Below are 23,443 nucleotides of genomic sequence, written 5' to 3' on the forward strand. Positions count from 1 at the left end.
CCATGAAATCCCTCAACCTCTCGGCGCTCGCGCTCAAGCACCGTACCCTGGTGCTGTACTTCATGCTGGTGTTCATGCTGGCCGGCTTCATCACCTATGGCAAGCTGGGCCAGAAAGAAGACCCAGAGTTCACCTTCCGGCTGATGCTGGTGAAGACCCTGTGGCCGGGCGCCACCGCACAGGAAATGCAGGACCAGGTACTCGACAAGGTCGAGAAAAAACTGCAGGAAACACCGTACCTGAAGTACATCCGTTCCTACGCCAAGCCGGGCGAGGCGGTCACCTTCATCGAAGTGCGTGGCGACACCCCGCCCAAAGACATTCCGGATATCTGGTACAAAGTGCGCCGCAATATCGGTGACATCCGCCAGAACTTGCCACAAGGCGTACTCGGCCCCTTCTTCAATGACGAATTCGGTGACACCTATGGCTCCATCTACGCGTTGACCGGCAACGGCTACAGCATGGCGGAACTGCGCAAGCTGTCCGACCGCGCCCGCCAGTCGCTATTGCGGGTGGAGAACGTCAAGAAGGTCGAACTGCTGGGGGTTCAGGCAGAAAAGGTATACGTCAACTTCTCGACCACCAAGCTGGCTGCAATGGGGGTCGATCCCCTCACCATCATTGGCACCCTCAGCCAGCAAAACGGGCTGGAGCCCTCCGGCTTTGTGGAGGCAGGTGGCAACCGGCTCTATATCCGCACGTCGGGCGAGTTCAATTCGGTACAAAGCATTGCCAATACCCCGGTGCGGGCGGCAGGCCGCACGTTCAAGCTGTCTGATGTAGCCGACGTTTACGCCGGTTATCAGAACCCGCAGAGTTTTGCCTTCCACCATCAGGGCAAGCCTGGCATTGCGCTGGCCATCTCGATGGCCAAAGGAGGCGATGTCATCAAGCTGGGACAGGACCTGACCGCCACCATTGAACAGTTGAAACACGAGCTGCCGCTGGGCGTGAATATCGAGCCGGTGTCTGACCAGCCCAAAGTGGTGAAGAACGCCGTCAACGAGTTCATGCATTCATTGCTGGAAGCGGTGGCCATTGTGCTGGCGGTCAGCTTTGTCTCGCTGGGCCTGCGCGTGGGGGTGGTGGTAGCGCTGTCCATCCCGCTGGTACTGGCGATGACCTTCATTGCCATGTACCTGTTCAACCTCGACCTGCAGCGCATTTCGCTCGGCGCACTGATCATCGCGCTCGGCCTGTTGGTGGACGATGCCATCATCGCCGTGGAAATGATGGCGCTGAAACTGGAACAAGGCTGGGACCGTGTACGTGCGGCCACCTACGCCTACACTGCCACCGCCTTCCCGATGCTGACCGGCACCCTGATCACCGTCGCCGGTTTTCTGCCGGTGGGCCTGGCCAAGTCAGCAGCGGGGGAGTACACCTTCAGCATCTTTGCGGTGGTGGCCATTGCCCTGGTGCTGTCGTGGATCGTGGCGGTGACGTTTACCCCTTACCTAGGCTATAAACTGCTGCCCGAGCTGGCGCATCATGGCGAAGAAATCGACGTTTACCAGAAGCCATTCTACCGTCGTTTCCGCGCGCTGGTAGACTGGTGTCTGCGCCACCGCAAGCTGGTGATTGTGTTGACCCTGCTGGCCTTCCTCGCTTCGGTCTTCAGCTTCAAGTTTGTGCAGAAGCAATTCTTCCCCACTTCCAACCGGGTGGAAGTGCTGGTGGACCTGTGGTTGCCGCAGGGCAGCAGCTGGTCGAACACCCGTGCTGAAGCCGAAAAGCTGGAGCGCAAGCTGCAAGGCAACCCGCATCTGGACAGCGTGACCACCTATATCGGTCAGGGCAGTCCGCGCTTCTACCTGCCCCTGAACCAGGAACAGGAAAACGCCAACTACGCCCAGCTGATGATCATGACCAAGAGTCTGGACGACCGGGAGGCGCTGCTCAAGCAGCTCAATACCTGGTTCAGTACCGACTTCCCGAACGTGCGCGGTCGTGCTGTGCGGCTGGAGAACGGCCCACCCGTCGGCTACCCGGTGCAGTTCCGTGTAATGGGCCCCGACCAGAAGCGGGTGCGGGAGCTGGCAGATCGGGTGACGGCCATCATGCGGGCCAACCCGAACACCCGTAACGTCAACCAGGACACGCTGGAACAGGCACGCATCCTCAAGCTGGATGTGGATCAGGACAAGGCACGCGCACTGGGCGTCTCCACCCAGAGCCTGTCGCGCACCCTCAACCTGATGCTGGTGGGCGCACCGATGACCCAGTACCGCGATGGCGACCAGACCATCGACGTGGTGGCGCGGCTGGACCCGCAAAACACGCCCTCGCTGCAAACGCTGGGTGATCTGCCGGTCAGCACGGCCAGTGGCAAAACGGTACCGCTGTCGCAAATCGCCACCGTCCGGATGGCATTTGAAGACAATCTGTTGTGGCACCGCAACCGTACCCCGGTGATTACCGTGCGGGCGGATATTGCCGAAGGCTGGCAGGCACCGGACGTGTCCGATCAGATCGAGCCTGAGTTGCGCAAGCTGGAGAAAGCGCAACCACCGGGCTACCACATCGAACTGGGTGGCAGCAAGGAAGGCTCTAGCGAATCACAGGCATCTATTGCCGCGGTGATGCCACTGATGTTGTTTGTGGTCATGACCTTGCTGATGCTGCAGCTGCACAGCTTTGCGCGCACCTTCATGGTCCTGCTGACCGCCCCGCTGGGCCTGATTGGTGTGGCCATCGCCTTGCTGCTGTTCAACCAGCCCATGGGCTTTGTCGCCAACCTCGGCATCATTGCACTGGCCGGCATGATCATGCGCAACTCGGTGATCCTGATTGACCAGATCGAGCACGATATCCGCGAAGGGGCTCACGCCTGGCAAGCCATTGTCGAAGCCACCGTGCGGCGCTTCCGCCCGATCATGCTCACCGCCCTGGCCGCCATTCTCGCCATGATCCCGCTGTCCCGCAGTATTTTCTGGGGACCGATGGCCTTCGCCATCATGGGCGGGCTGCTGGTGGCCACGGTTCTGACCCTGCTGTTCCTGCCGGCACTGTACGCGGCCTGGTTCCGGGTCAAACCCCAACCCCAGCCGGAAGCCTGAAAATACATGCATACTTCTGATCACGCACCCAAACAAGGATGGACCATGAAACTGCGTCGCCACCTGCTGCTGCTGACCCTGCTGGGAGGGAGCGCCCATGCCACCGACCTGATGGAGCTGTATCGTCAGGCACTGCAGAGTGACCCCAGCTATGCCGCCGCCCTGGCCAGCCATGATGCCACCATTGAGCGCTACCCGCAGGCAAGGGCGCTGCTGCTGCCGCAAATCAACCTCAGCGCCAATACCACCTGGAATGAGGTCGATACCGAGCTGCGCAGCAATGGCCGGGACGTTCATAGCCATTACAACAGCAACGGCATTGTGATCCAGGCCAAGCAGGCCATCTACAACGGTCAATCGCTGGCACAGGTCGAGCAAGGCAAACTGCAGGTCGAGCTGGCGGAAGTGCAGCGCCGGGCTGCCGAGCAAGACCTGATCCTGCGGGTGGCCCAGGCCTATTTTGATGTTCTGTCTGCCGAAGACCGGGTGCAGCTGACCGTGGCGCAGAAAGAAGCGACGACTCAGCAACTGGCGCTGGCCAAAAAGAGCTTTGAAGTGGGTACCGCCACCATCACCGATACCCATGAAGCCCAGGCCCGCTTTGACCAGATCGTAGCGGCGGAAATCGCCGCTCGTAACGACCTGAATGTCAAACAAGCGGCCTTGACGCAGCTGACCGGTAAACCCGTCAGCCATCTGGCCCGGCTTGACGGCAAACTGCCGGTATCCGCCCCGGCGCAAAGTAGCGAAGCATGGCAATCCAGAGCCGAGCAAGGCAGCCTGGATGTGGCAGCCAAGCAGCTGCTGAAAGAGGTGGCCAGCCGGGAAATCGACAGGGCCCGTGCCGCCCACTACCCTACGCTGGATCTGGTGGCCACCGCTGCGCACAACCGTACCGGCGGCGGCAGCTCTCCGACCAACACCACCAGCGGCAGCATCGCCTTGCAGCTGAACATCCCGCTGTACGCGGGCGGTGCGCTGAGCTCCAAATCGCGTGAGGCGGTGGCCAAAGAGGAACAGGCCCGGGATGAGCTGGAAGTGGCGCGTCGCAAAGCCGTGCAGGATGCCAACAGCGCCTATCTGGGCATCTCCAGCGGTGCGGCGCAGATTCGAGCACTGGAACAGGCCCTGGTGTCTTCGGAAAGCGCACTGAAATCGACCCGTCTGGGGCAGGAAGTCGGCGTGCGAACCAACCTGGATGTGCTCAATGCCCAGCAGAACTGGTATTCCACCCAGCGTGACCTGTCTGCAGCCCGCTACAGCTACCTGCTGACAGCACTGCGCCTGAAAGCCACCAGTGGACAACTGACCGAAAGCGACCTGCAAGAAGTCAACAGCCGTCTCAAGCCCTGAAACACTCCCTGCCGGTCAGCTCGCGCGACTGTCCGGCAGCACCATTCTTCGGCGTTCGTCTGCCGTCCGGCATGACAAGACGATGCAAACGCCACCTTTAACCGCAAAATGACATAGAATGAAGCCAGACGGTTCAACGGCCCCCGGTGGGGCCGTGTTCCCCCTTGCACGTTAAAGGCTCAGGGAGATGGCGGTACATGTCCAAACGCACATTCTGGCAGCGGGATTGGGTGTTTGCCTTGCTGGTAGTCCTCTTGTTACTGCCAGCCCTGTTCTACACCTCCGTGGTGGATGTCCTGGATGGCAAAGCCTACGACTACGGCATGTCGCGGGTAGAGCGTACCCCCAGCAGCCAGATCGCCATCATTGCCATTGACGACAAAAGCATCCAGACCATCGGCCGCTGGCCCTGGCCACGCGATATCGGCGCCAAGGTCATCGACAAGCTGGGTGAGGCGCAAGCGCGTACCGTGGTCAACAGCGTCTACTATCTGGAGCCGCAGATCGACCCGGGCATGGCCTACTTTGACAAACTGAGTGCGCTGACCACCAAGGCCCTGCAGAACCAGAACCGGGCGGCCGCCAGCATGCCAGAGCAAGCCGCCAGTGACGCGCCCCCTGCGCCGCCCGCGCCCGCCGTGGCCGACCTCAAAGCGATTCAACAGGTGCTGCGTGACGCTGAGAAGGCACTGAATGTCGACAAGACCATGTCGGACTCACTGGCCAAAGCCAAAAATACGGTGCTGATTGCAGGCACCGAGCTGGCCTTGCCCGGAGAGTCGCTGGGTAACCCGCCACCGCAACCGGAGTGGGCGCAGCGGCAAAGTATCGGCCAGGTGATTGATCGCGGCAAGGGTGTCGGGGTACTGCAATTGCGCAGCATGGTGTGGCCCATCGACAGCTATGGCCGTTTTGCCAGCGGCATCGGCCACAGCACCTACCTGCCGGATCCGGATGGCCTGGTGCGCCGGGAGGCGCTGTACCTGAAGTATGGCGAAGCCATCTACCCCTCGCTGTCGCTGATTGCAGCCACCCGCCAGCTCAACCTGTCCGCCGGACAAATTCAAGTAGAGCTGGGCAATAACCTGCAATTGGGGAACCAGACCCTGCAGAGCGATACCGAAGGGGGGTTCCGCCCGCTGTTCTACGCCAATACCAGCTTCCCGGTCGACTCCTTCATTGATGTCTATAACGGCATCATCCCGGCGGAAAAGTATCGCGGTAAGATCGTCCTGATCGGCCCTACCGCAGCGGGGCTGGGTGACTCCCTGTCCACCCCTTCCGGTACCATGCCGCCCGTACTGGCACTGGCCCACTCGGTGTCCAGCCTGCTGCAAGGGGATGTGGTACGTGAACCGGAGTGGGCGCAATGGGCGCCCCTGGTCGGACTGCTGATCATTGCCGTCTTCCTGGTGGCCGTGCTGCCGCATTTGGGCGCAGCGGTGGGGGCGATCCTGACCCTGCTGCTGCTGGCGGGTCTGGTCGGCGGCGAACTCTATTTGATGCAGAGCCAGCTGCAGTGGGTCAAGCTGATGGCTCCAGTCTGCCTGCTGGTACCCGGTTACCTGCTGATCAGCACCCGCCGTTTCCTGTTCTCCGAGCGCGGCAAGGCACAGGCCGACGCCGAATCGGCAGAAAGCAACCGCATGCTGGGCCTCGCCTTCCAGGGGCAGGGCCAGCTGGATCTGGCCTTCGACAAATTCCGCAAGTGCCCGATCGACGACACCATGATGGACACCTTGTATACCCTGGCACTGGATTTTGAACGCAAGCGGCAATTCAACAAGTCGCTCGCCGTGTTCCAGTACATGTCCGGCTACAACGCCAAGTACAAGGATTTGCCACAGCGGCTTGCCCGCGCGCAGCAAATGTCGGAGACGGTGATCCTTGGCGGCTCCGGCAGCCATGGCGCAGCCGGGACACTGATCACCGCTGGTGCGGAAAAACCGATGCTGGGCCGCTACCAGGTAGAGAAGGAGCTAGGCAAGGGTGCCATGGGGGTGGTGTATTTCGGCCGCGACCCGAAGATTGGCCGCACGGTGGCGATCAAGACCATGGCCCTGTCGCAGGAGTTTGAGGCCGAGGAGCTGGATGAAGCCCGCGCCCGCTTCTTCCGCGAAGCCGAGACGGCCGGACGACTGAACCACCCGAACATCGTCACCATTTATGACGCCGGTGAAGAGCACGACCTGGCCTATATCGCCATGGAGTTCCTCAAGGGCAAGGACCTGGCCGACCAGATCAAGCCGGATCACCTGCTGCCGATGCCCACCGTGATGCAGATCATCGCCAAGGTGGCGGACGCGCTGAACTATGCCCACAGCCAGAGTGTGGTACACCGCGACATCAAGCCCGCCAACATCATGTACGAGCCGGACCAGCACACGGTCAAGGTGACTGACTTTGGCATCGCCCGCATCACCGACTCCAGCCGTACCAAAACCGGCATGGTGCTGGGCACGCCCAGCTACATGTCACCGGAACAGCTCTCCGGCAAGAAGATCGACGGCCGGTCGGACCTGTTCTCGCTGGGGGTCACCCTGTACCAGATGCTGTGTGGGCACTTGCCCTTCCATGGCGACTCCATGGCCGAGCTGATGTTCCGCATTGCCAATGACCCGCCGCGCGACATTACCCAGTTCAACAATGCCTTGCCCCTGTGCGTACTCACCATCCTGAACAAGGCATTGCAGAAGGATGTCGAGCGTCGCTACCAGAGCGGCGCCGAACTCGCGGCTGCCCTGCAGCAATGCCTGGCGGAGTGCGGCCATGCGTAATGCCGATCTGCGTACTGCACTCGAGATGGTTGCCCTGTCAGACCCGGGCATGGTGCGTGAACACAATGAGGATGCTGTCGCCATCGACAACAGCATGGGCATGGCCATCCTCGCCGACGGCATGGGCGGCTACAACGCGGGAGAGGTAGCCAGCGGCATGGCCATTGCCTGCATCAGTACCGAGCTGAAACTGCGCATGCCCGGCGTCGAACTACACAAGCGCGATCCGGAAAGCGGCCGTCCGCAGGCCCACCGCCTGCTGCTGGACGCCATTGCCAATGCCAACCGGGAAATCTTCCAGACCGCACGGAATCAACCGCAATGTGCCGGCATGGGCACCACCCTGGTGGTCACCCTGTTTTACGACAACCGTTTGAGCGTGGCGCATATTGGCGACTCCCGGCTCTACCGTCTGCGTGATGACCGGCTGGAGGTCCTGACCCGCGACCACTCGCTGCTGCAGGAGCAGATTGACAGTGGCTTGCTGACCGAAGAGCAGGCGCGTCACGCGCACTACCGCAATCTGGTGACCCGTGCGCTGGGCATTGATGATGCCGTTGAGGCGGACATCAACGATTATGAGGTGGAGGAAGGCGATCTGTATCTGCTGTGCTCGGACGGGCTCAATGACATGCTGACTGACGACGAGATTTCCGAAGCCATGCAGATGCTGGGCAGCAACCTGCCGCTGGCCTCGCAACAGCTGGTACAAATGGCCAATGATGCCGGCGGCAAGGATAACGTCTCGGTCATTCTGGCCCAGGTCAAAGGCTCCTTCAAGACACGCCGCAGCCGCTTCAGCTGGCTGCTGCCCTGGCTGTGAACGCGCTGAGGGGCGCACTGGACATACGATAAAAGATAGAAGGACTTCACCATGCCCAAACTGATCATGAGCCTGGACGGTGCCGAGCTACGGGAATTCACGCTGAGCGGCAGCCGGATGACCATAGGCCGCAAGCCGCATAACGACATCCAGATCGAGAATCTGGCGGTCAGTGGTGAGCACGCGGCCTTGCACAGCATCCAGGGTGAGTACTATGTGGAAGACCTGAAAAGTACCAACGGTACCCTGGTCAACGGCAGCCCGATCGAGAAGCACTTTCTCAAGCACAACGATGAGATCGAGATCGGCAAATTCCGTCTGCGCTATGTCGCCGAAGGGGCCGCTGCGCCCGTCGACAGTGGCAGCTTTGATCGCACCATGGTGTTGCGGCCGGGCATCAAGCCTGCCGATCTGCCCCCGCCGCCGCCCCCACCGCAAGCGGCCCCGGCGCCCTCACCGGCCTTGCCGAGCGGTCGGATCAGCGTCCTCAATGGCAGCAACGCCGGACGCGAGCTGGAGCTGAACAAGAACCTGGTAACGTTGGGCAAGCCCGGTGTACAGGTGGCCGTAATCAGCCGACGCCCGCAGGGGTTCTTCCTGACCCACGTCGAAGGTGCCAGTTTCCCGCAGGTGAACGGTGCTGCCATTGGCAGCCAGCCGCATCCACTGCAGCCCGGTGACGTGATCGAACTGGCTGGCGTACAAATGCGCTTCCAGCAGCCCTGACGCCCACCATGCTGGAGGCGCTGAAACGCTACCGCTGGCCCTTGCTGCTCAGTATTCTGGTGCAGGTGGCGCTGCTGTTGCATGTGGTCGGCATCTGGCACAGCGAGCCCTTGACCCGGCTGGAGTACCAGCTCTACGACATGCGTCTCAACCTGACGCGGCAGGACAAGGTCGATCCGCGCATCGTCATCCTCGACATTGACGAGAAGAGCCTGGCCGAGGTCGGACGCTGGCCGTGGTCCCGCCATCGACTGGCAGAGCTGATGGACGTGCTGTTCCAGCACTATCACATCAAACTGGTGGGCTTTGACGTGGTGTTTGCCGAGCCCGACCACAGCTCGGGTTTGCCCGCGCTGCAACAGCTGGCGAAAGGTACGCTGGCCAACAATCCGGACTATCAGGCCGCCCTGCAGCAGCTGACCCCGACACTGGACTATGATGCCCGCTTTGCCCGCAGCCTGTCCGGTCGCCCTACCGTGCTGGGCTATTACCTGAGCGGCGACAGCGAACAGCAAAGTGGCCAGTTGCCCCCGCCAGTGATGGATGCTGGGCAACTGCCCCCCTCCAACTTGCAAGGCGCCCAGCAGGCCATCGGCTTTGGTGCCAATCTACCCATCCTGCAGAAGGCGGCACGCAGTGCCGGGCATTTCAACCCGATACCGGACCTGGATGGCGTCACCCGCCGGGTGGCCATGCTGTCTGGCTTCAATGGGCACTATTACGAGCCGCTGTCTCTGGCCATGTATCGCAGCCTCAACGGTCAACCCCCGGTGCTACTGGAAAAACCCGCCGGGGTGGGTAGTGACAACTATGCGGCCATTGATTACCTGCGGGTGGGTGATGCCCGCATTCCGATTGATACCGAATTGGCAGCCCGCGTGCCCTATCGGGGACCCGCCGGTAGCTTTCCTTACCTGTCGATCAGCGATGTGCTGGCCAAGCGCGTGCCGCTTTCCGCGCTGCAGGGACGCATCGTGCTGGTCGGCACCACCGCGCCAGGCCTGATGGACTTGCGCTCCACCCCGTTCAGCGCCGTCTACCCCGGTGTGGAAGTCCACGCCAACCTGCTGGCAGGCATGCTCGACAATCGTTTCCCGGCCCATCCCACTTATCTGCTGGGCGCCGAAGTCTTACTGTTGCTGATACTCGGCATCGTATTGCTGTTGATCCTGATCCGGGCCAAGCCGTTGAAGGCCGCGCTGACCTGTCTGCTGGCGGTCTTGCTGGTGCTGGGTGGCAATCTGTGGCTGTGGCGACAGGAATATGTGGACATGCCGCTGGCAGCCAGTCTGGCCCTGATCGCGGCCTTCTTCATCATCCACATGACCTACGGTTACTTCTTTGAATCCCGCAGCAAGCGCCAGCTGGCCGGTGTCTTCGGCCAGTATGTGCCGCCCGAGCTGGTGGAAAAGATGAGTGCCGATCCGGAAAAGTACACCATGGAAGGCGATAGTCGTGAGCTAACCGTGTTGTTCTCCGATGTGCAGGGCTTTACCAGCATTGCCGAGCAGTTGGACCCGCAGCAGCTCACCAGCCTGATCAACGAGTTTCTGACCGAGCTGTCTACCGTCATCCGCCAGCAGCACCTGGGTACCATCGACAAGTATATGGGTGACTGCATCATGGCCTTCTGGGGGGCCCCGGTGGCCGACCCGGACCATGCCCGCAGCGCCATCTTGTCGGCACTGGACATGCAGAAGGTGATGCGACAGCTGGCCCCGCGTTTTGCCGAGCGCGGCCTGCCCGAATTGGTCATCGGCATCGGCATCAATTCCGGCCGCATGACGGTGGGCGACATGGGATCACAGTACCGCAAGGCGTATACCGTGATGGGGGATGCGGTCAACACGGCCGCCCGGCTGGAAAGCCTGACCCGCCTGTATGGGGTGGACATCATTGTCGGTGAGCTGACCCGCAATGCGACCCGCAAAGAATTCCTCTACCGCGAGCTGGATCATGTGCGGGTCAAAGGCAAGGATGAGCCGGTTACCATTTACCAGCCGGTATGCCTGGCCAGCGAAGCCAGCACGGAGCAAACCCGCGCGGTGCAGCTCTTCCAGCAGGCGCTGCGGCACTACCGTGAACAGAACTGGGACATGGCCGAGCTGCAATTGCTGAGCCTGCAGCAAGCGGAGCCCGACAGTACCCTGTATGCCTTGTTTCTGCAGCGCATTGCACATTACCGCAAACAGCCCCCCGCACCCGACTGGGACGGGGTCAGCCAGATGGACAGCAAATGACGGAAATCCGTGTCCTCGGTTGCAGCGGCGGCATTGGTGGCCCGCTACGCACCACTTCTTTTCTGGTCGACCAACATGTGCTGATCGACGCCGGGACCGGCGTGGCCGACCTCAGCCTGGCAGAGCTGGCCCTGGTGGACCGGGTCTTCCTCACCCACAGCCACCTTGACCATATCGCCATGCTGCCGCTGATGCTGGACTCGGTCGGCGCCATGCGCAACCAGCCGCTGGAAGTGCTGGCGACCACCGAGACCATTGCCATCCTGCAGCAGCACATCTTTAACTGGCAGGTGTGGCCGGATTTCAGCCAGATACCCGACCCGCAACACCCTTTCCTACGCTTTACGCCGATCCAGCTGGGGCAAACCATCGCCTTGGGACGGCATGCCCGGTTGCAAGTCTTGCCCGCCGAACATACGGTGCCGGCTGTCGCCTACGCCCTCCGCTGCAGCAAAGGCAGCTGGGTCTTCAGCGGTGACACGGTAGGCGGGGAGGCATTCTGGCGTGCGGTCAATACCTTGCCAGACCTCCGATACCTGATCATGGAAACCGCATTTTGTGTACGCGAGGCGGAGTTGGCCCGCTTGTCGAAACACCTGAGTCCGGATACGCTGGCTGAACAACTGGCCTGCCTGCAACTTCCGGTTGAGCTCTACATCACCCATTTGAAGCCAGGCGAGCTGGAACTGACCATGCAGGAAATTCATGCGCTGGCAGCCCGCTGGCAGCCGCGCATGCTGCAGGCCGGCCATGTGTTCAGCCTGTAACGGACCCTTGCCATGAGTACGCCTACTACTGCCTTGCTGCAGCGCCTGCACCCGGTGGCCTCGCTGTCGCCGGAACGCCTGGAAGAGCTGCGCGGTTTCTGCTTTGTCGAGCGCATCCCGCCCGGGCATGACCCTTTCCGCATGGATGATACCCGCCAGAAAACGGTCTGGCTGCTGGGTGGACGACTGTCGATCAGCTTTGGCGATGGTCATACGCAGGTGTTCAGCCCGGCTGAGGATGGGGCGATCCCGACCCTGCCGCTCAAGGCTCCCATTCTGCGCGCCACCGCCATTGACGAGATTGCGCTGCTGCGTATCGACAGTGATTTGCTCGACATCCTGCTGACCTGGGACCAACTCACCCAAGACGAAGCATTACAATCGGACCCGCACCACATGGTCAGCGCCGACAGCCTGCGCTTTGGCGCGCTGGCGGCCCTGAAACCTGCACAGTATCGCAGCCTGCTGGCGCACCTGCAGCGAATTGAGTGTGCAGCGGGTACCGTGCTGATCCGGGAAGGTGATGCCGGGGACTATTACTACTTGCTGGAGCAGGGTGCCGCCACCATCACCCGCCAGGTGGGTGGCACCCAGCAGAAGCTGGCCGAAGTGGGCCCTGGTGCAGCCTTTGGCGAAGAGGCGCTGGTGTCGGATAATCCGCGCAACGCCACGGTCACCCTGACGCGTCACAGCATTCTGCACCGCTTGTCCAAGCAGGATTTCAGCACCTTGCTCAAACAGCCACTGCTGAATGAGGTGGATGCCACTACCGCGCAACAGGCCGCGCAACAAGGCGCCACCTGGCTGGACGTGCGCTTCCCCTCCGAGTATCAGCACAACCGGCTGGACGGCGCCTTCAATATACCGCTCAACGAGATTCGCAACGCGGTCGATGTGCTGTCCCGTGAACGCCGCTACCTGTGCTATTGCGATAGCGGCCGCCGTGCTGCGGCAGCAGCCTTCTTGCTGGCACAGAATGGCTATCAGGTCAGCGCGCTGCGCGGTGGTCTGCAAGCCTTGTCCGCCCTACCGGAACCCACCCAATCATGAATCCAAACAGCACCGAGGGTTTGACCCAGATGGTCGACGTGCGCGACCGCCTGACCTTCCATCGCAATCTGCAACATGTCATCAACCGCATCCACGCCACGCAGAATATCGACGAGCTGATGCTGGAGCTGTCCGGTGAGATTTGCAGTCAGTTTGAGGCCGACCGGCTGACCATTTATGTGATCAGCGAAGACAAATCCTCCATCGTGTCCAAGGTCAAGACCGGGCTGAACTCCTTCCGCGACATCCGCTTGCCGATTACCGAGCAAAGCGTGGCGGGCTACTGCGCCCTGCACAAGCAAAGGCTCAACATTGCCGATGTCTACAATCAGGAAGAGCTGGCCCGCTACAGTGCCGAGCTGCGTTTCCTGGCCGAAGTAGACAAGCGCACCGGCTACCGGACCAAGCAAGTACTGGTCTGCCCGATTCTGGATGAGCGTGACAACAACCTGATTGGTGTGCTGCAACTGATCAATCAGCGCGATGATCAGCCCTTCTCGCTTCTGGTGCTGGAGGGGGCCATCGAGCTGTGCAAGACACTGGCCATTGCGCTGCGGCAGCGCCAGTCTGGTGCACCGTTCATTCCACGCTCACGCTACGACCACCTGGTGGTGGATGGCATTCTGTCCGCTCCGGAGCTGGAGCTGGCCGGGCGCTCAGCCCGCCGCAAGAACCTGGATTTGGAAAGCGTGCTGCTGAGCGAGTTTCAGGTCAAGGTAGATGCCTTGGGGCAGGCGCTGTCCCGCTTCTATCAGGTGCCTTATGTCGGCTTCAAGGCAGACCGGCTCAAGCCCATTGAGCTGTTGCGCAACCTGAAGCAGGAGTTCGTTGAAGAAAAGGGCTGGTTGCCGCTGGAGGACAGTAAGGAAGGCCTGCTGATCCTGACCATGGACCCGGAGCAGGTGAAGGCCGGTCGGCTGGCGCAAGAGCTGTTCAGTCAGTACAAACTGCAGTATGCCGTCACCACCCACCTTGAGTTCAACCAGACGGTACAGGCTTTTTACGGCAGTGGCAGCGGCTCGATCAGTGACATCCTGTCGGATATGGAAGACGAGCCGGTCCACGACAGCGGCCCGACCGCCGAGGAGCTGAGCGCCGCGCAGGACAACGAGCTGGTCAAGCTGGTGAACAAGATCATCATGGACGCCTACCAGCAAGGTGCCAGTGACATTCACATTGAGCCCTACCCCGGCAAGAACAAGACCGAAGTCCGCTTCCGCCGTGACGGCACCTTGGTACCGTATATTGAAGTCCCCTCCAGCTACCGTGATCCGCTGGTCACCCGCATCAAGATCATGTGCGACCTCGACATCTCCGAGAAGCGCAAGCCACAGGATGGCAAGATCAAGTTCAAGAAATATGGCCCGCTGGATATCGAATTGCGGGTCGCCACCGTACCTACAGCGGGTGGGCTGGAAGATGTGGTGATGCGGATTCTGGCCGCCGGGGAGCCGATTCCGCTCGACAAGCTGGGCCTCTCGCCCTACAACCGCAGCCAGCTGGAAAACGTGGTCAGCAAGCCTTATGGCCTGTTCTTTGTCTGCGGCCCCACCGGCTCGGGCAAAACCACCACCCTGCACTCGGTGCTGAAGTTTCTCAATACCTCAGAAACCAAAATCTGGACCGCAGAAGATCCGGTGGAAATCACGCAGAAGGGCCTGCGGCAGGTGCAGATGAATCCCAAGGCCGGGCTCAATTTTGCCTCGGCGATGAAATCCTTCCTCCGTGCCGACCCGGACGTGATCATGGTGGGCGAAATGCGCGACCGCGACACCACCGCCATCGGCATTGAAGCGTCACTCACTGGCCATCTGGTGCTGTCCACCCTGCATACCAACAGTGCACCGGAATCCATCATCCGTCTGCTCGACATGGGCATGGACCCCTTCAATTTTGCCGATGCCCTGCTCGGTATTCTGGCGCAACGGCTGGCCAAACGTCTATGCTCTAAGTGCAAGGAAGCCTACACCCCCGGCAAGGAAGAGATTTCCCGCCTGCTCAATGAGTACTGCGAGGAATTGAAAGCCACCGTGCAGTGGCAGCGTGACCCGAAGGCCGCCTTTGAAGGTATTTACCGGGATTGGGTCAAGCGCTTTGCCAATGCCAAGGGTGAGTTCACCCTGTATCGCGCCAAGGGCTGTGACCACTGCCTGGACAGCGGCTACAAGGGGCGGCTGGGCTTGCACGAGCTGCTGGTAGGCAGCGATGCCAGCAAGAAAGCCATTCAGGAACACGCCCGGGTGGCCGAATTGCTGGCCATTGCCCTGAATGAAGGCATGCGCACGCTGAAACAGGACGGTATCGAGAAAGTGCTACAAGGAGATACTGACATGCTGCAAGTACGGGCAGTCTGCATCAAATGAATGGCGATACGTCAGGGGCGTGGCCATGAGTCCCGCCCTCGACATTCTGGCCCGGCTGGACAAGCTGAACGCGATAGGCCGTGCCTTGTCCGCCGAGACCGATTTACCCCGCCTGCTGGAGGCCATCCTGCTGGCCGCCAAAGACTTTGCCCATGCGGATGGTGGCACCCTGTACCGCATGGTCAATGGGGCATTGCAGTTCGAAGCACTGCGCAACGACAGTCTCGGTTTTGCCATGGGGGGAACTACCGGCACTGCCATCCCCTTCCCACCGATTCCCTTGCAGCTGGCCGATGGTCGCCCCAACCAGCATATGGTGGTCGCCCATGCGGCCCTGAGCGGGCAGACCGTCAACATCGCCGATGCCTACAGTGCCGAAGGCTTTGATTTCTCCGGTACCCGTGCCTTTGATGCCCGCACTGGTTACCGCTCACAGTCCTTCCTCACCGTGCCGATGAAAAGCCACGATGGCAGCATCATCGGTGTGTTGCAATTGATCAATGCGCAGGATGAGACCGGACAGATACGCAGCTTTACCCCTGAAGACCAGCAACTGGTGGAGTCCCTGGCGTCCCAGGCCGCGATTGCCCTGAACAACCGGCTGCTGATCCAGCAGCTGGAGCAGCTGTTTGAAGCCTTGATCAACCTGATCAACGCCGCCATTGACGAAAAGTCACCCTATACCGGGGGGCATTGTGAGCGGGTCCCCTTGTTGACCATGATGTTGGCCGACGCGGCCCACCAGGTCAACAGTGGCCCGCTGGCCGACTTCCGTATGAGCGAGCAGGATCGCTACGAGCTGAAGATTGCCGGGCTGTTGCACGACTGTGGCAAGATCACCACCCCGGTGCATGTGGTGGACAAAGCCACCAAGCTGGAGACCATATTCGACCGCATCGCCTTGGTCGATACCCGCTTTGAGGTGCTATTCCGCGATGCCGAGATCGCCCGTCTGAAAGGGGAGATGGACGAGGCCGCTTACACTGCGCGCATTCATCAGCTGGAAAACGACCGGGAGCTGCTGCGAGCCACGAATATCGGCGGCGAATACATGGATGAGGCCCATCTGCGCGCCGTTGAGACCATTGCCGCCATGCCGTGGCGTGACCATGATGGCAAGGAACAGACCTTCCTCAGCTCGGACGAACTGACAAACCTGTCGGTACGCCGTGGCACGTTGAATGAGGCGGAACGCAACATCATCAACCACCACATCGTGATGACCATCCGCTTGCTGGAGGCCTTGCCGTGGCCTGCGCATCTGGCGCGGGTACCAGAATATGCAGGCGGTCACCATGAGCGGATGGATGGGCGCGGCTACCCGCGCGGGCTGACCCGTGAGCAGATGAGTGTTCAGGCTCGCATCATGGGCATTGCCGATATTTTTGAGGCGCTCACCGCGCGGGATCGTCCCTATAAACCCGGCAAGCCCTTGTCCGAGTCGCTGACCATTCTGGGCCGCATGGCACGGGACCAGCATATCGACAATGATTTGTTCGATGTCTTCATGCGTGAGCGGGTGTACCTGCGCTACGCGGAGCAGTTTCTGGAGCCCAGCCAGCTAGACCATGTCGACCCGGCCAGCATACCCGGCTGGTCCGGCAGTCGCTGCTAGGCAGCGGCCTGCCCTAGTATCAGCGCGGCTTGGTGTGCAGCGCCAGCATCGCCGCTTCCATCTTGCCCGCCCTGAGCTCATCCAGCCGCTGCAGGCTCTGGTCGATACTGCGGTCAATCTCAATCTGCTCGTTCAGGGTAGGTGCTTTCAGTACAAAGTTCACCACCTCTGCCCGCTCACCGGGGTGACCAATACCCAGCCGCAGCCTCCAGAAATCGGGCGTGCCCAGATGGGCGATGATGTCCCGCAGCCCGTTATGCCCGCCATGGCCGCCCCCTCGCTTGAGTTTGACACCGCCGGGCGGCAGGTCCAGCTCATCATGGATCACCAGGATCTCGGCAGGCTCGATCTTGTAGAAGCGTGCCAGCGCCGCCACCGACTGACCGCTACGGTTCATGAAGGTTTGCGGCAGCAACAGCCAGCACTCCGGCTGGCCCGAGGCACGCCCGGCATAGCCATGGAACTTGCCTTCCAGCCGCAGATTGACCCCCCATTGCCGCGCCACCCGCTCCACCCACCAGAAACCGGCATTGTGCCGGGTGGTCTCATACTCAGCGCCGGGGTTACCCAGCCCCACCATCAAGCGGATTGTCATTTAGACCCTCTGCAAAAGAAAAACCCGCCCGTCAGCCATGCCGAGGGGCGGGTGAGGCGACGGGGATACCGTCAGCCGGTATTACTCGGCGCTACCGCCGCCGCGTACAGCGGCAATGGCGGCCACAGCCAGGTCTTCACCACGGCCCAGGGATACCAGCTCCACGCCCTTCGGCAGCTTCAGCTCGGACAAGTGCACTGCAGCGCCTGCGGCCAGCTTGGACAGGTCCACTTCGATGAATTCCGGCAGATCGCCCGGCAGGCAGGACACGTCCACTTCGGTCAGGATGTGGTTGACGATACCGCCGCCCAGCTTCACGCCCGGGGCAATTTCGCCGTTAACGAAGTGCAGCGGCACCTTCATGTGCAGCTTCTGGTCAGCGGCCACACGCTGGAAGTCCACATGCTGGATTTGTTGCTTGTATGCGTGCCATTGGGTTGCGCGCAGCAGCACTTTCTCTGCCTTGCCATCCACCACCAGATCCAGGATGGAGGAGTGGAATGCCTCGTTACGCATGGCGTGGAACAGGTTGTTGTGATCCAGCTCGATCACCAACGGGGCCACATTGCCACCATAAACGATACCCGGCACCTTGCCAGCGTGACGCAGGCGGCGGCTCGCACCCGAACCTTGCTTCGCACGGCTTTGTGCAATAACTTCGATTTTCATGATCAACCTTTCTGGTTAAAAACAAAAACCGCCACCCCTCCGCGACCAGACGGGTGACGGGTGGGGGCCTAGGCCCCCGCTATCCGTCCGCTAATGCTTATTCAGCAAACAGCGAACTGACGGAATCTTCGTTGCTGATCCGCTTGATGGTCTTGGCCATCAGCTTGGCAATCGACAAGGTGCGAATCTTGCCACAGGCCAGCGCTTGCGGGGACAGCGGGATGGTGTTGGTCACCACCAGTTCATCGAGTGCGCTCTGCGCAATCCGCTCCACCGCCGGGCCGGACAGCACCGGGTGGGTAGCGTAGGCCAGCACCTTGTCCGCACCTTGCTGCTTCAGCGCTTCCGCTGCCTTGCACAGGGTGTTGGCGGTATCGACCATGTCATCCATGATCACGCAGGTACGGCCTTCCACATCACCGATGATGTTCATCACCTCGGCCACATTGGCCTTGGGGCGACGCTTGTCGATGATGGCCAAGTCCGAATTCAGCAGCTTGGCCATGGCACGAGCACGCAACACGCCACCCACATCCGGCGACACCACCATCAGGTTCGGATAGTTCTTTTGCAGCAGGTCTTCCAGCAGCACCGGGGTGGCGTAGATATTGTCCACAGGGATGTCAAAGAAGCCCTGGATCTGATCGGCATGCAGGTCAACGGTCAGCACCCGGTCCACCCCTGCCGAAATCAGCATGTTGGCGACCACCTTGGCCGAAATCGGCACGCGCACCGAGCGCGGGCGGCGATCCTGCCGGGCGTAGCCAAAATAAGGGATGGCAGCGGTAATGCGCCCGGCAGATGCGCGCTTGAGCGCGTCTACCATCAGCAGCACTTCCATCAGGTTGTCGTTGGTGGGCTCGCAGGTGGATTGCAGCACGAACACATCACGCCCGCGCACATTCTCCAGCAATTCAACGGTCACCTCACCGTCGGAAAACCGACCTACCGTGGCGTGCCCCATCGGGATATCGAGATGGTGAACGACTTCTTCCGCCAATGCCGGATTGGCATTGCCCGTAAACACCATGAGATTGTTGTAGGCCATCTTCATCGCTCCGCCGATCGCAGCTGTGGGGGCTACCCGGACAAACAAAAAGCGTGCACCTTCAGGGTGCACGCTTTCATTCTAGCTCTAAATTCGTGGCTGAGGAGGTAGGATTCGAACCTACGCATGCCGGAATCAAAATCCGGTGCCTTAACCAACTTGGCGACTCCCCAATTGCCTTACTTTGCACTACTCAGTTCAGCTTGCGTAGCGGGTGCACATTATAGCCACGCACTACCCAAGCTTGCAATCCTTGCGGCGTTTTTTTCCGGACTGCTTCAGCAGCTTCCTTGCTGCCAAACCGGGCAAACACACACGCTCCCGACCCGGTCATCATGGCTTCTGCGTACTGCTGCAGAAAATCCAGCGCCGTCGCCACCTGCGGATACAGCCGACAGGCTACACTTTGCAGGTCGTTACTCAGACCGCGCCGTGTGGCGTCATCTCGAAAGACCGGCATTGTGATGGGTTTGGTGTTGCGTGTCAAGTCTTGGGCCGAAAAAATTTCAGCGGTAGGCACCTGCACTGGCGGGCGCAGCAGCACATACCAGTCTTCGGGGACCTCAATTGCTTGCAGCACCTCACCCACCCCCTCGGCAAAGGCGCTGTGCCCGAACACAAACACCGGCACGTCCGCCCCCAGCTGCAAACCCAGCGCCTGCAGTGCCGGGCGGTCCAGCCTGCATTGCCACAGGTGGTTGAGCGCCAGCAGCACGGTCGCCGCATCCGAACTCCCGCCACCCAGCCCGCCGCCCATCGGAATCTGCTTGTCCACCCGGAGGTCCGCGCCCAGCGGACACCCGGTGGCCTGTTGCAGCAGGCGGGCCGCCCGCACCACCAGATCGGCCTCGGGTGGCACCTCCGCCAGCTCACTCACCCGCCGGATCTGGCCGTCTGCCCTCACCCGGATTGATATGGTGTCGCACAGGTCGATGAAGGTAAACGCCGTCTGCAGCAGGTGGTAGCCATCTGGTCGGCGACCTGTTACATGCAGGAACAAGTTGAGCTTGGCCGGTGCCGGAAAATCTTGCCAGTCGTTCATCATGGTGTCAGGGTCGTGCCATCTGGCAAGGTCCATTGATCGACCACCAGACGCAGTTCCAGTCCGTCTCGCTGCAGGCTCAGTTTGCGTGGCAGCGCCCCGGCGGTCGGGTGATCCGGAAAATAACTGCTGACCCGGATCAGCCAGTCCTGCTGTTGCAGCTGTTGCAGCCGCCCCTGCTCGTCACGCTCGGGCTCCCCGCCCTGCATCGGGTCCAGTTTGCCCTGCACCCAGTAGCTCAAGCCTTGCAGCGGCAGGCGCCAGCCCAGCACTTTCTCGGTCAGGCTTTCCGGATCGGGCGCCACGTAGCGGCCCTCGGTGGTTTGCAGCTCAACCTGGCTGGCGGTGCGTGACAGGGAGGCCACGGTTTGCCCCAGCGGGCCTTCCAGCGTCATCCAGTCCCCGGTGCTGCCGTGTTGCCAGTTCAGTTGCGCCTGCTGGCTGTCACCCTGCCAGCGCACGCCCAGCCGTCCTTGCAGGGTGAATTGTGTTTGCCCCAACTCAGGCGGACCGCTGCTGTCCACACTGCTGCAACCTGCGAGCCCAATACCCAGGATCAGGCTCAATCCTGCCAGCCAACGCATCATCTGCTCACTTCACCTGCAAACGCTTCATCACGTCCAGCAATACCGCCTCGTCCGGATGCTTCTTCAAGGCGTCCTGCAACAGCGCACGCGCCTCCGCTTGCTTGCCGGTCAGCCACAGCACTTCGCCCAAATGGGCGGCAACATCCGGCTCCTGCAGTTTGCTGTAGGCCGTGCGCAGGTAATCTGTCGCCTCGGCCAGCTGCCCCAGCTTGAATTTCACCCAGCCCATGCTGTCCAGAATGGCCGGATTGTCCGGCTCCTTCTCCAGCGCCTTGCTGATCAACGTCAGCGCCTCGGTATGGCGATCGGTGCGATCGGTCAAGGTGTAGCCCAGCGCATTGAGTGCGGTGGCATTGTCGGGCTGCCGCTTCAGAATGATCCGCAGGTCTTGCTCCAACCAGTCCAACCGGTTCATTTTCTCGGCGACAAAAGAGCGCTGCAGCCGTAAGTCCGCATCACTCTCTTCATCTGCCCCCTGCAGGGCCTCAGTCAGCACATCGTAGGCTTGCTGGTGCTGCCCTGCAAGGCTAAGCACTTGTGCGTCTATGCTCAGAAAATCACGACGCGCAGCAGGCTGCTGGGCAATGGCTTCGCTGACGCGGGAGCGCGCCTCGGCCAGTCGACCTTTACGCGCCAGCAGTTCAGCCGCCTGGCGTTGTGCGCTCAGAAACGCGCCGCCTTCAACCTCGTCCCAAGCCCGCAAGGCTGCATCCACATCGCCTCGTTCTGCTGCCAGTCGCCCCAGTAGCAGGTATACCGTGTCTGTATCCCGATAGCGCAGGCGAATCGCGTCTTGCAAGGCACCTTCAGCGGCCTTGCCCTGCCCCATGCCGGCCAGCTGTCGACCCAGCTGGTAAGCCACCTCAGCGCTTTCCGGAGCCTCCTTGCGTAGCGCCTGCAGCATCGCAAGCGCCTCCTGCCCCCGCTTGAGATCGGCCAGAGAGAGGGCGAGCATGAGGCGCGCCCGCATGGCTTTGGGATGGCTGCTGACGTAAGCCTGCAATTGCTTGCTGGCTTCCGCCAACTCATTACGGGCACGCAGCTGCGCACGCAGCACTGCGGCATCTTCAAAGTTGTCGTTCAATCGCAGCGCCTGCTCCAACGCATCCAGCGCCTCATCCTTCCGATTGACCTGGGCCGCCGCGTTGGCACGCACCCACCAGGCACCAGCCTCGGTCTTGTAGGGTTCGGTCAGGTCACGGGTCAAGGGGTAAACGGCCGTCGGGCTGCCCGCTTCCGGCAATTGCTCTGCGTAATATCGCCACAAGGCGTCACGCCGGCTGCCGGCATCCGTCAACACCTGTTGCAGCGGAATACGGGAACGCTCCGGATCAGGGCTACGCAGGGCCAAGGCCACCAGCCATTCCGCCGCCTCGGGCGACTTGCTGTTGTTGTACCAGCGCGCGGTCAGCCGCAGGGCATCGCCGAAGCGATTGTTGGCAATGGCCAGCTGCGCGGCCCGCCGCCCCAGCACCGGGTCAGCACTTTCCTCGGTCAGCAGGTCAAACAGTTCGACCGCTGCGCCGCCCTGGCCTCGCTGTTGCGCAATCTCCCCCAGCAAGAAGCGATAGAGGATTTGCGGGGTCAGGCCCTGCGGCTCCGCCGCCTCTTCTGCCGCCACCGGCTGCAAGCCGATCGTGGCCAGGGAAAGGCTCAGCAGCAAACGTTTCATGGCAATGGCCATTGTGTCTTCCGGGTTGGGTTGCGACCGGGATGTCTCCGGCCTGTAGTGGCAGCTTGGGCAACCTGGCGCTGCAATGGTTCAGCGCTTGCTGATGTGCCCAGTGATAACGCATATTAGGCGAGGAAGGGGCTGCTGCGCCAGCCCACCCTTTGCAAAACCTGGAATCCCTACATGCCTGAACTACCGGAAGTCGAAACCACCCGCCGCGGCATTGAGCCTTTGCTGACAGGGCGGCAATTCAGCAAGGTCATCATCCGCGAACATCGCCTGCGCTGGCCGGTACCTGACCATTTGCCCAGCCTGCTGCCAGGACTGACCTTGCGCGGCATTCAGCGTCGCGCCAAATACCTGCTGTTTGACGCGGGGCAGGGCTGGCTACTCGGTCATTTGGGCATGTCCGGCTCATTTCGGGTGCTGACCGACCCGCAGCCGGTGCGCAAGCACGATCATCTGGACCTGGAGCTGGACGGTGGGGCGGATAGCGGCGGGGTTACCCTGCGCTACCATGATCCACGGCGCTTTGGCTGCCTGCTGTGGGTACCGGATGACTGGCAACAACACCCCTTGATTCGCGATCTGGGGCCGGAACCCTTATCAGAAGCGTTTCACGCGGACTATCTGCTGCAGGCGCTGCAAAGGCGCAGCAGCGCCATCAAGCTGGCGTTGATGGATAATCATGTGGTGGTTGGCGTCGGCAATATCTATGCTTCAGAAGCACTGTTCCTGGCGGGGATTCATCCGCAAACCCCGGCGCAGGAGCTGAGTATTGTCGCGCTGCAGCGTCTGGTGTTGGCCGTTCAGCAGGTTCTGACCGCCGCACTGGCCTCTGGCGGCAGTACCTTGCGCGACTATGTGAACGCCCGTGGCGACACCGGCTATTTTCAGCTCACGCTGAATGTTTATGATCGGGCCGGCGAACCGTGCCGGCAGTGCGGCACGCCCATCAGCAAGTTACTGCTGGGTCAGCGCAGCAGTTTTTTCTGCGCACAGTGTCAATCCATGCGTCAAACGGCGCACAATGGGGGATGACTGGTGTTTACAG

Annotated in this window: 17 protein-coding genes and 1 tRNA gene; 11 read left to right on the forward strand and 7 right to left on the reverse strand. The window is 61.2% G+C overall.

The features are described 5' to 3' along the window. The first annotated feature begins 2 nt into the window (after nucleotides 1-2). The 10 genes from ACE3O2_RS05210 (at nucleotide 3) to ACE3O2_RS05255 (ending at nucleotide 16,776) form a co-directional block, all read left to right on the forward strand. On the forward strand, nucleotides 3-3,062 hold the full coding sequence (locus ACE3O2_RS05210) for an efflux RND transporter permease subunit (protein WP_374335355.1): 3,060 nt from the start codon (nucleotides 3-5) through the stop codon (nucleotides 3,060-3,062). A gap of 45 nt (nucleotides 3,063-3,107) precedes the next feature. Next, nucleotides 3,108-4,415, forward strand: coding sequence for a TolC family outer membrane protein (locus ACE3O2_RS05215; protein WP_168876765.1), 1,308 nt, complete (start codon nucleotides 3,108-3,110; stop codon nucleotides 4,413-4,415). 197 nt (nucleotides 4,416-4,612) lie between these two features. Continuing rightward, nucleotides 4,613-7,192: a CHASE2 domain-containing serine/threonine-protein kinase gene (locus ACE3O2_RS05220; RefSeq protein WP_374335358.1), complete on the forward strand. Its 2,580-nt coding sequence runs from the start codon at nucleotides 4,613-4,615 to the stop codon at nucleotides 7,190-7,192. Further along, on the forward strand, nucleotides 7,185-8,015 hold the full coding sequence (locus tag ACE3O2_RS05225) for a Stp1/IreP family PP2C-type Ser/Thr phosphatase (RefSeq protein ID WP_374335360.1): 831 nt from the start codon (nucleotides 7,185-7,187) through the stop codon (nucleotides 8,013-8,015). The genes ACE3O2_RS05220 and ACE3O2_RS05225 overlap by 8 nt, the downstream gene beginning before the upstream one ends. A 51-nt stretch (nucleotides 8,016-8,066) precedes the next feature. Next, the gene (locus tag ACE3O2_RS05230; protein WP_374335362.1) at nucleotides 8,067-8,741 is read left to right on the forward strand and encodes an FHA domain-containing protein; all 675 of its coding nucleotides are present in this window, start codon (nucleotides 8,067-8,069) and stop codon (nucleotides 8,739-8,741) included. An 8-nt stretch (nucleotides 8,742-8,749) separates the two neighbouring features. After that, complete coding sequence (locus tag ACE3O2_RS05235; RefSeq protein WP_374335364.1) at nucleotides 8,750-10,981, forward strand: CHASE2 domain-containing protein; 2,232 nt, start codon at nucleotides 8,750-8,752, stop codon at nucleotides 10,979-10,981. Then, complete coding sequence (locus tag ACE3O2_RS05240) at nucleotides 10,978-11,748, forward strand: MBL fold metallo-hydrolase (protein WP_374335366.1); 771 nt, start codon at nucleotides 10,978-10,980, stop codon at nucleotides 11,746-11,748. Before ACE3O2_RS05235 ends, ACE3O2_RS05240 begins: the two co-directional genes overlap by 4 nt. A 12-nt stretch (nucleotides 11,749-11,760) precedes the next feature. Continuing rightward, a complete protein-coding gene (locus ACE3O2_RS05245; RefSeq protein ID WP_374335368.1) occupies nucleotides 11,761-12,798 on the forward strand; it encodes a cyclic nucleotide-binding domain-containing protein in 1,038 nt (345 codons plus the stop codon). Next, nucleotides 12,795-15,161: an ATPase, T2SS/T4P/T4SS family gene (locus tag ACE3O2_RS05250; RefSeq protein ID WP_374335370.1), complete on the forward strand. Its 2,367-nt coding sequence runs from the start codon at nucleotides 12,795-12,797 to the stop codon at nucleotides 15,159-15,161. Before ACE3O2_RS05245 ends, ACE3O2_RS05250 begins: the two co-directional genes overlap by 4 nt. Before the next feature lie 25 nt (nucleotides 15,162-15,186). After that, complete coding sequence (locus tag ACE3O2_RS05255) at nucleotides 15,187-16,776, forward strand: HD domain-containing phosphohydrolase (protein ID WP_374335373.1); 1,590 nt, start codon at nucleotides 15,187-15,189, stop codon at nucleotides 16,774-16,776. Between the two features lie 19 nt (nucleotides 16,777-16,795). Here the strand turns inward: ACE3O2_RS05255 and pth are convergent, their stop codons facing one another. The 7 genes from pth to ACE3O2_RS05290 form a co-directional block, all read right to left on the reverse strand. After that, nucleotides 16,796-17,371, reverse strand: a complete 576-nt coding sequence (gene pth, locus ACE3O2_RS05260; protein ID WP_374335376.1) for an aminoacyl-tRNA hydrolase — start codon at nucleotides 17,369-17,371, stop codon at nucleotides 16,796-16,798. An 81-nt stretch (nucleotides 17,372-17,452) separates the two neighbouring features. After that, nucleotides 17,453-18,040 carry a 50S ribosomal protein L25/general stress protein Ctc gene (locus tag ACE3O2_RS05265; RefSeq protein ID WP_374335378.1) on the reverse strand — a complete coding sequence of 196 codons (588 nt, stop codon included), beginning with the start codon at nucleotides 18,038-18,040 and terminating at the stop codon, nucleotides 17,453-17,455. Nucleotides 18,041-18,137: 97 nt separating this feature from the next. After that, entirely contained in the window at nucleotides 18,138-19,088 is a 951-nt protein-coding gene (locus ACE3O2_RS05270) for a ribose-phosphate pyrophosphokinase (protein ID WP_168876775.1), read from the reverse strand. A 96-nt stretch (nucleotides 19,089-19,184) separates the two neighbouring features. After that, nucleotides 19,185-19,261 (reverse strand) — tRNA-Gln (locus tag ACE3O2_RS05275). A gap of 20 nt (nucleotides 19,262-19,281) precedes the next feature. Further along, the gene (gene ispE, locus ACE3O2_RS05280) at nucleotides 19,282-20,166 is read right to left on the reverse strand and encodes a 4-(cytidine 5'-diphospho)-2-C-methyl-D-erythritol kinase (RefSeq protein ID WP_374335380.1); all 885 of its coding nucleotides are present in this window, start codon (nucleotides 20,164-20,166) and stop codon (nucleotides 19,282-19,284) included. Then, a complete protein-coding gene (lolB, locus tag ACE3O2_RS05285; RefSeq protein ID WP_374335382.1) occupies nucleotides 20,130-20,717 on the reverse strand; it encodes a lipoprotein insertase outer membrane protein LolB in 588 nt (195 codons plus the stop codon). The genes ispE and lolB overlap by 37 nt, the downstream gene beginning before the upstream one ends. A gap of 4 nt (nucleotides 20,718-20,721) precedes the next feature. Then, nucleotides 20,722-22,389 (reverse strand): tetratricopeptide repeat protein, encoded by a 1,668-nt coding sequence (locus ACE3O2_RS05290; RefSeq protein ID WP_374335384.1) that lies wholly within the window; start codon nucleotides 22,387-22,389, stop codon nucleotides 20,722-20,724. Nucleotides 22,390-22,572: 183 nt separating this feature from the next. Between ACE3O2_RS05290 and mutM the strand changes: the two genes are divergently transcribed. Beyond that, nucleotides 22,573-23,430, forward strand: a complete 858-nt coding sequence (gene mutM, locus ACE3O2_RS05295; protein WP_374335386.1) for a bifunctional DNA-formamidopyrimidine glycosylase/DNA-(apurinic or apyrimidinic site) lyase — start codon at nucleotides 22,573-22,575, stop codon at nucleotides 23,428-23,430. Nucleotides 23,431-23,443: the final 13 nt, after the last annotated feature.

The sequence above is a fragment of the Leeia sp. genome (assembly GCF_041909055.1).
GTDB lineage: Bacteria > Pseudomonadota > Gammaproteobacteria > Burkholderiales > Leeiaceae > Leeia > Leeia aquatica.

Coding starts and splice junctions, on each gene's coding strand:
- ACE3O2_RS05210 (WP_374335355.1), top strand. CDS start 3: ATGAAATCCCTCAACCTCTCGGCGCTCGCGCTCAAGCACCGTACCCTG.
- ACE3O2_RS05215 (WP_168876765.1), top strand. CDS start 3,108: ATGAAACTGCGTCGCCACCTGCTGCTGCTGACCCTGCTGGGAGGGAGC.
- ACE3O2_RS05220 (WP_374335358.1), top strand. CDS start 4,613: ATGTCCAAACGCACATTCTGGCAGCGGGATTGGGTGTTTGCCTTGCTG.
- ACE3O2_RS05225 (WP_374335360.1), top strand. CDS start 7,185: ATGCGTAATGCCGATCTGCGTACTGCACTCGAGATGGTTGCCCTGTCA.
- ACE3O2_RS05230 (WP_374335362.1), top strand. CDS start 8,067: ATGCCCAAACTGATCATGAGCCTGGACGGTGCCGAGCTACGGGAATTC.
- ACE3O2_RS05235 (WP_374335364.1), top strand. CDS start 8,750: ATGCTGGAGGCGCTGAAACGCTACCGCTGGCCCTTGCTGCTCAGTATT.
- ACE3O2_RS05240 (WP_374335366.1), top strand. CDS start 10,978: ATGACGGAAATCCGTGTCCTCGGTTGCAGCGGCGGCATTGGTGGCCCG.
- ACE3O2_RS05245 (WP_374335368.1), top strand. CDS start 11,761: ATGAGTACGCCTACTACTGCCTTGCTGCAGCGCCTGCACCCGGTGGCC.
- ACE3O2_RS05250 (WP_374335370.1), top strand. CDS start 12,795: ATGAATCCAAACAGCACCGAGGGTTTGACCCAGATGGTCGACGTGCGC.
- ACE3O2_RS05255 (WP_374335373.1), top strand. CDS start 15,187: ATGAGTCCCGCCCTCGACATTCTGGCCCGGCTGGACAAGCTGAACGCG.
- pth (WP_374335376.1), bottom strand. CDS start 17,371: ATGACAATCCGCTTGATGGTGGGGCTGGGTAACCCCGGCGCTGAGTAT.
- ACE3O2_RS05265 (WP_374335378.1), bottom strand. CDS start 18,040: ATGAAAATCGAAGTTATTGCACAAAGCCGTGCGAAGCAAGGTTCGGGT.
- ACE3O2_RS05270 (WP_168876775.1), bottom strand. CDS start 19,088: ATGGCCTACAACAATCTCATGGTGTTTACGGGCAATGCCAATCCGGCA.
- ispE (WP_374335380.1), bottom strand. CDS start 20,166: ATGGACCTTGCCAGATGGCACGACCCTGACACCATGATGAACGACTGG.
- lolB (WP_374335382.1), bottom strand. CDS start 20,717: ATGATGCGTTGGCTGGCAGGATTGAGCCTGATCCTGGGTATTGGGCTC.
- ACE3O2_RS05290 (WP_374335384.1), bottom strand. CDS start 22,389: ATGAAACGTTTGCTGCTGAGCCTTTCCCTGGCCACGATCGGCTTGCAG.
- mutM (WP_374335386.1), top strand. CDS start 22,573: ATGCCTGAACTACCGGAAGTCGAAACCACCCGCCGCGGCATTGAGCCT.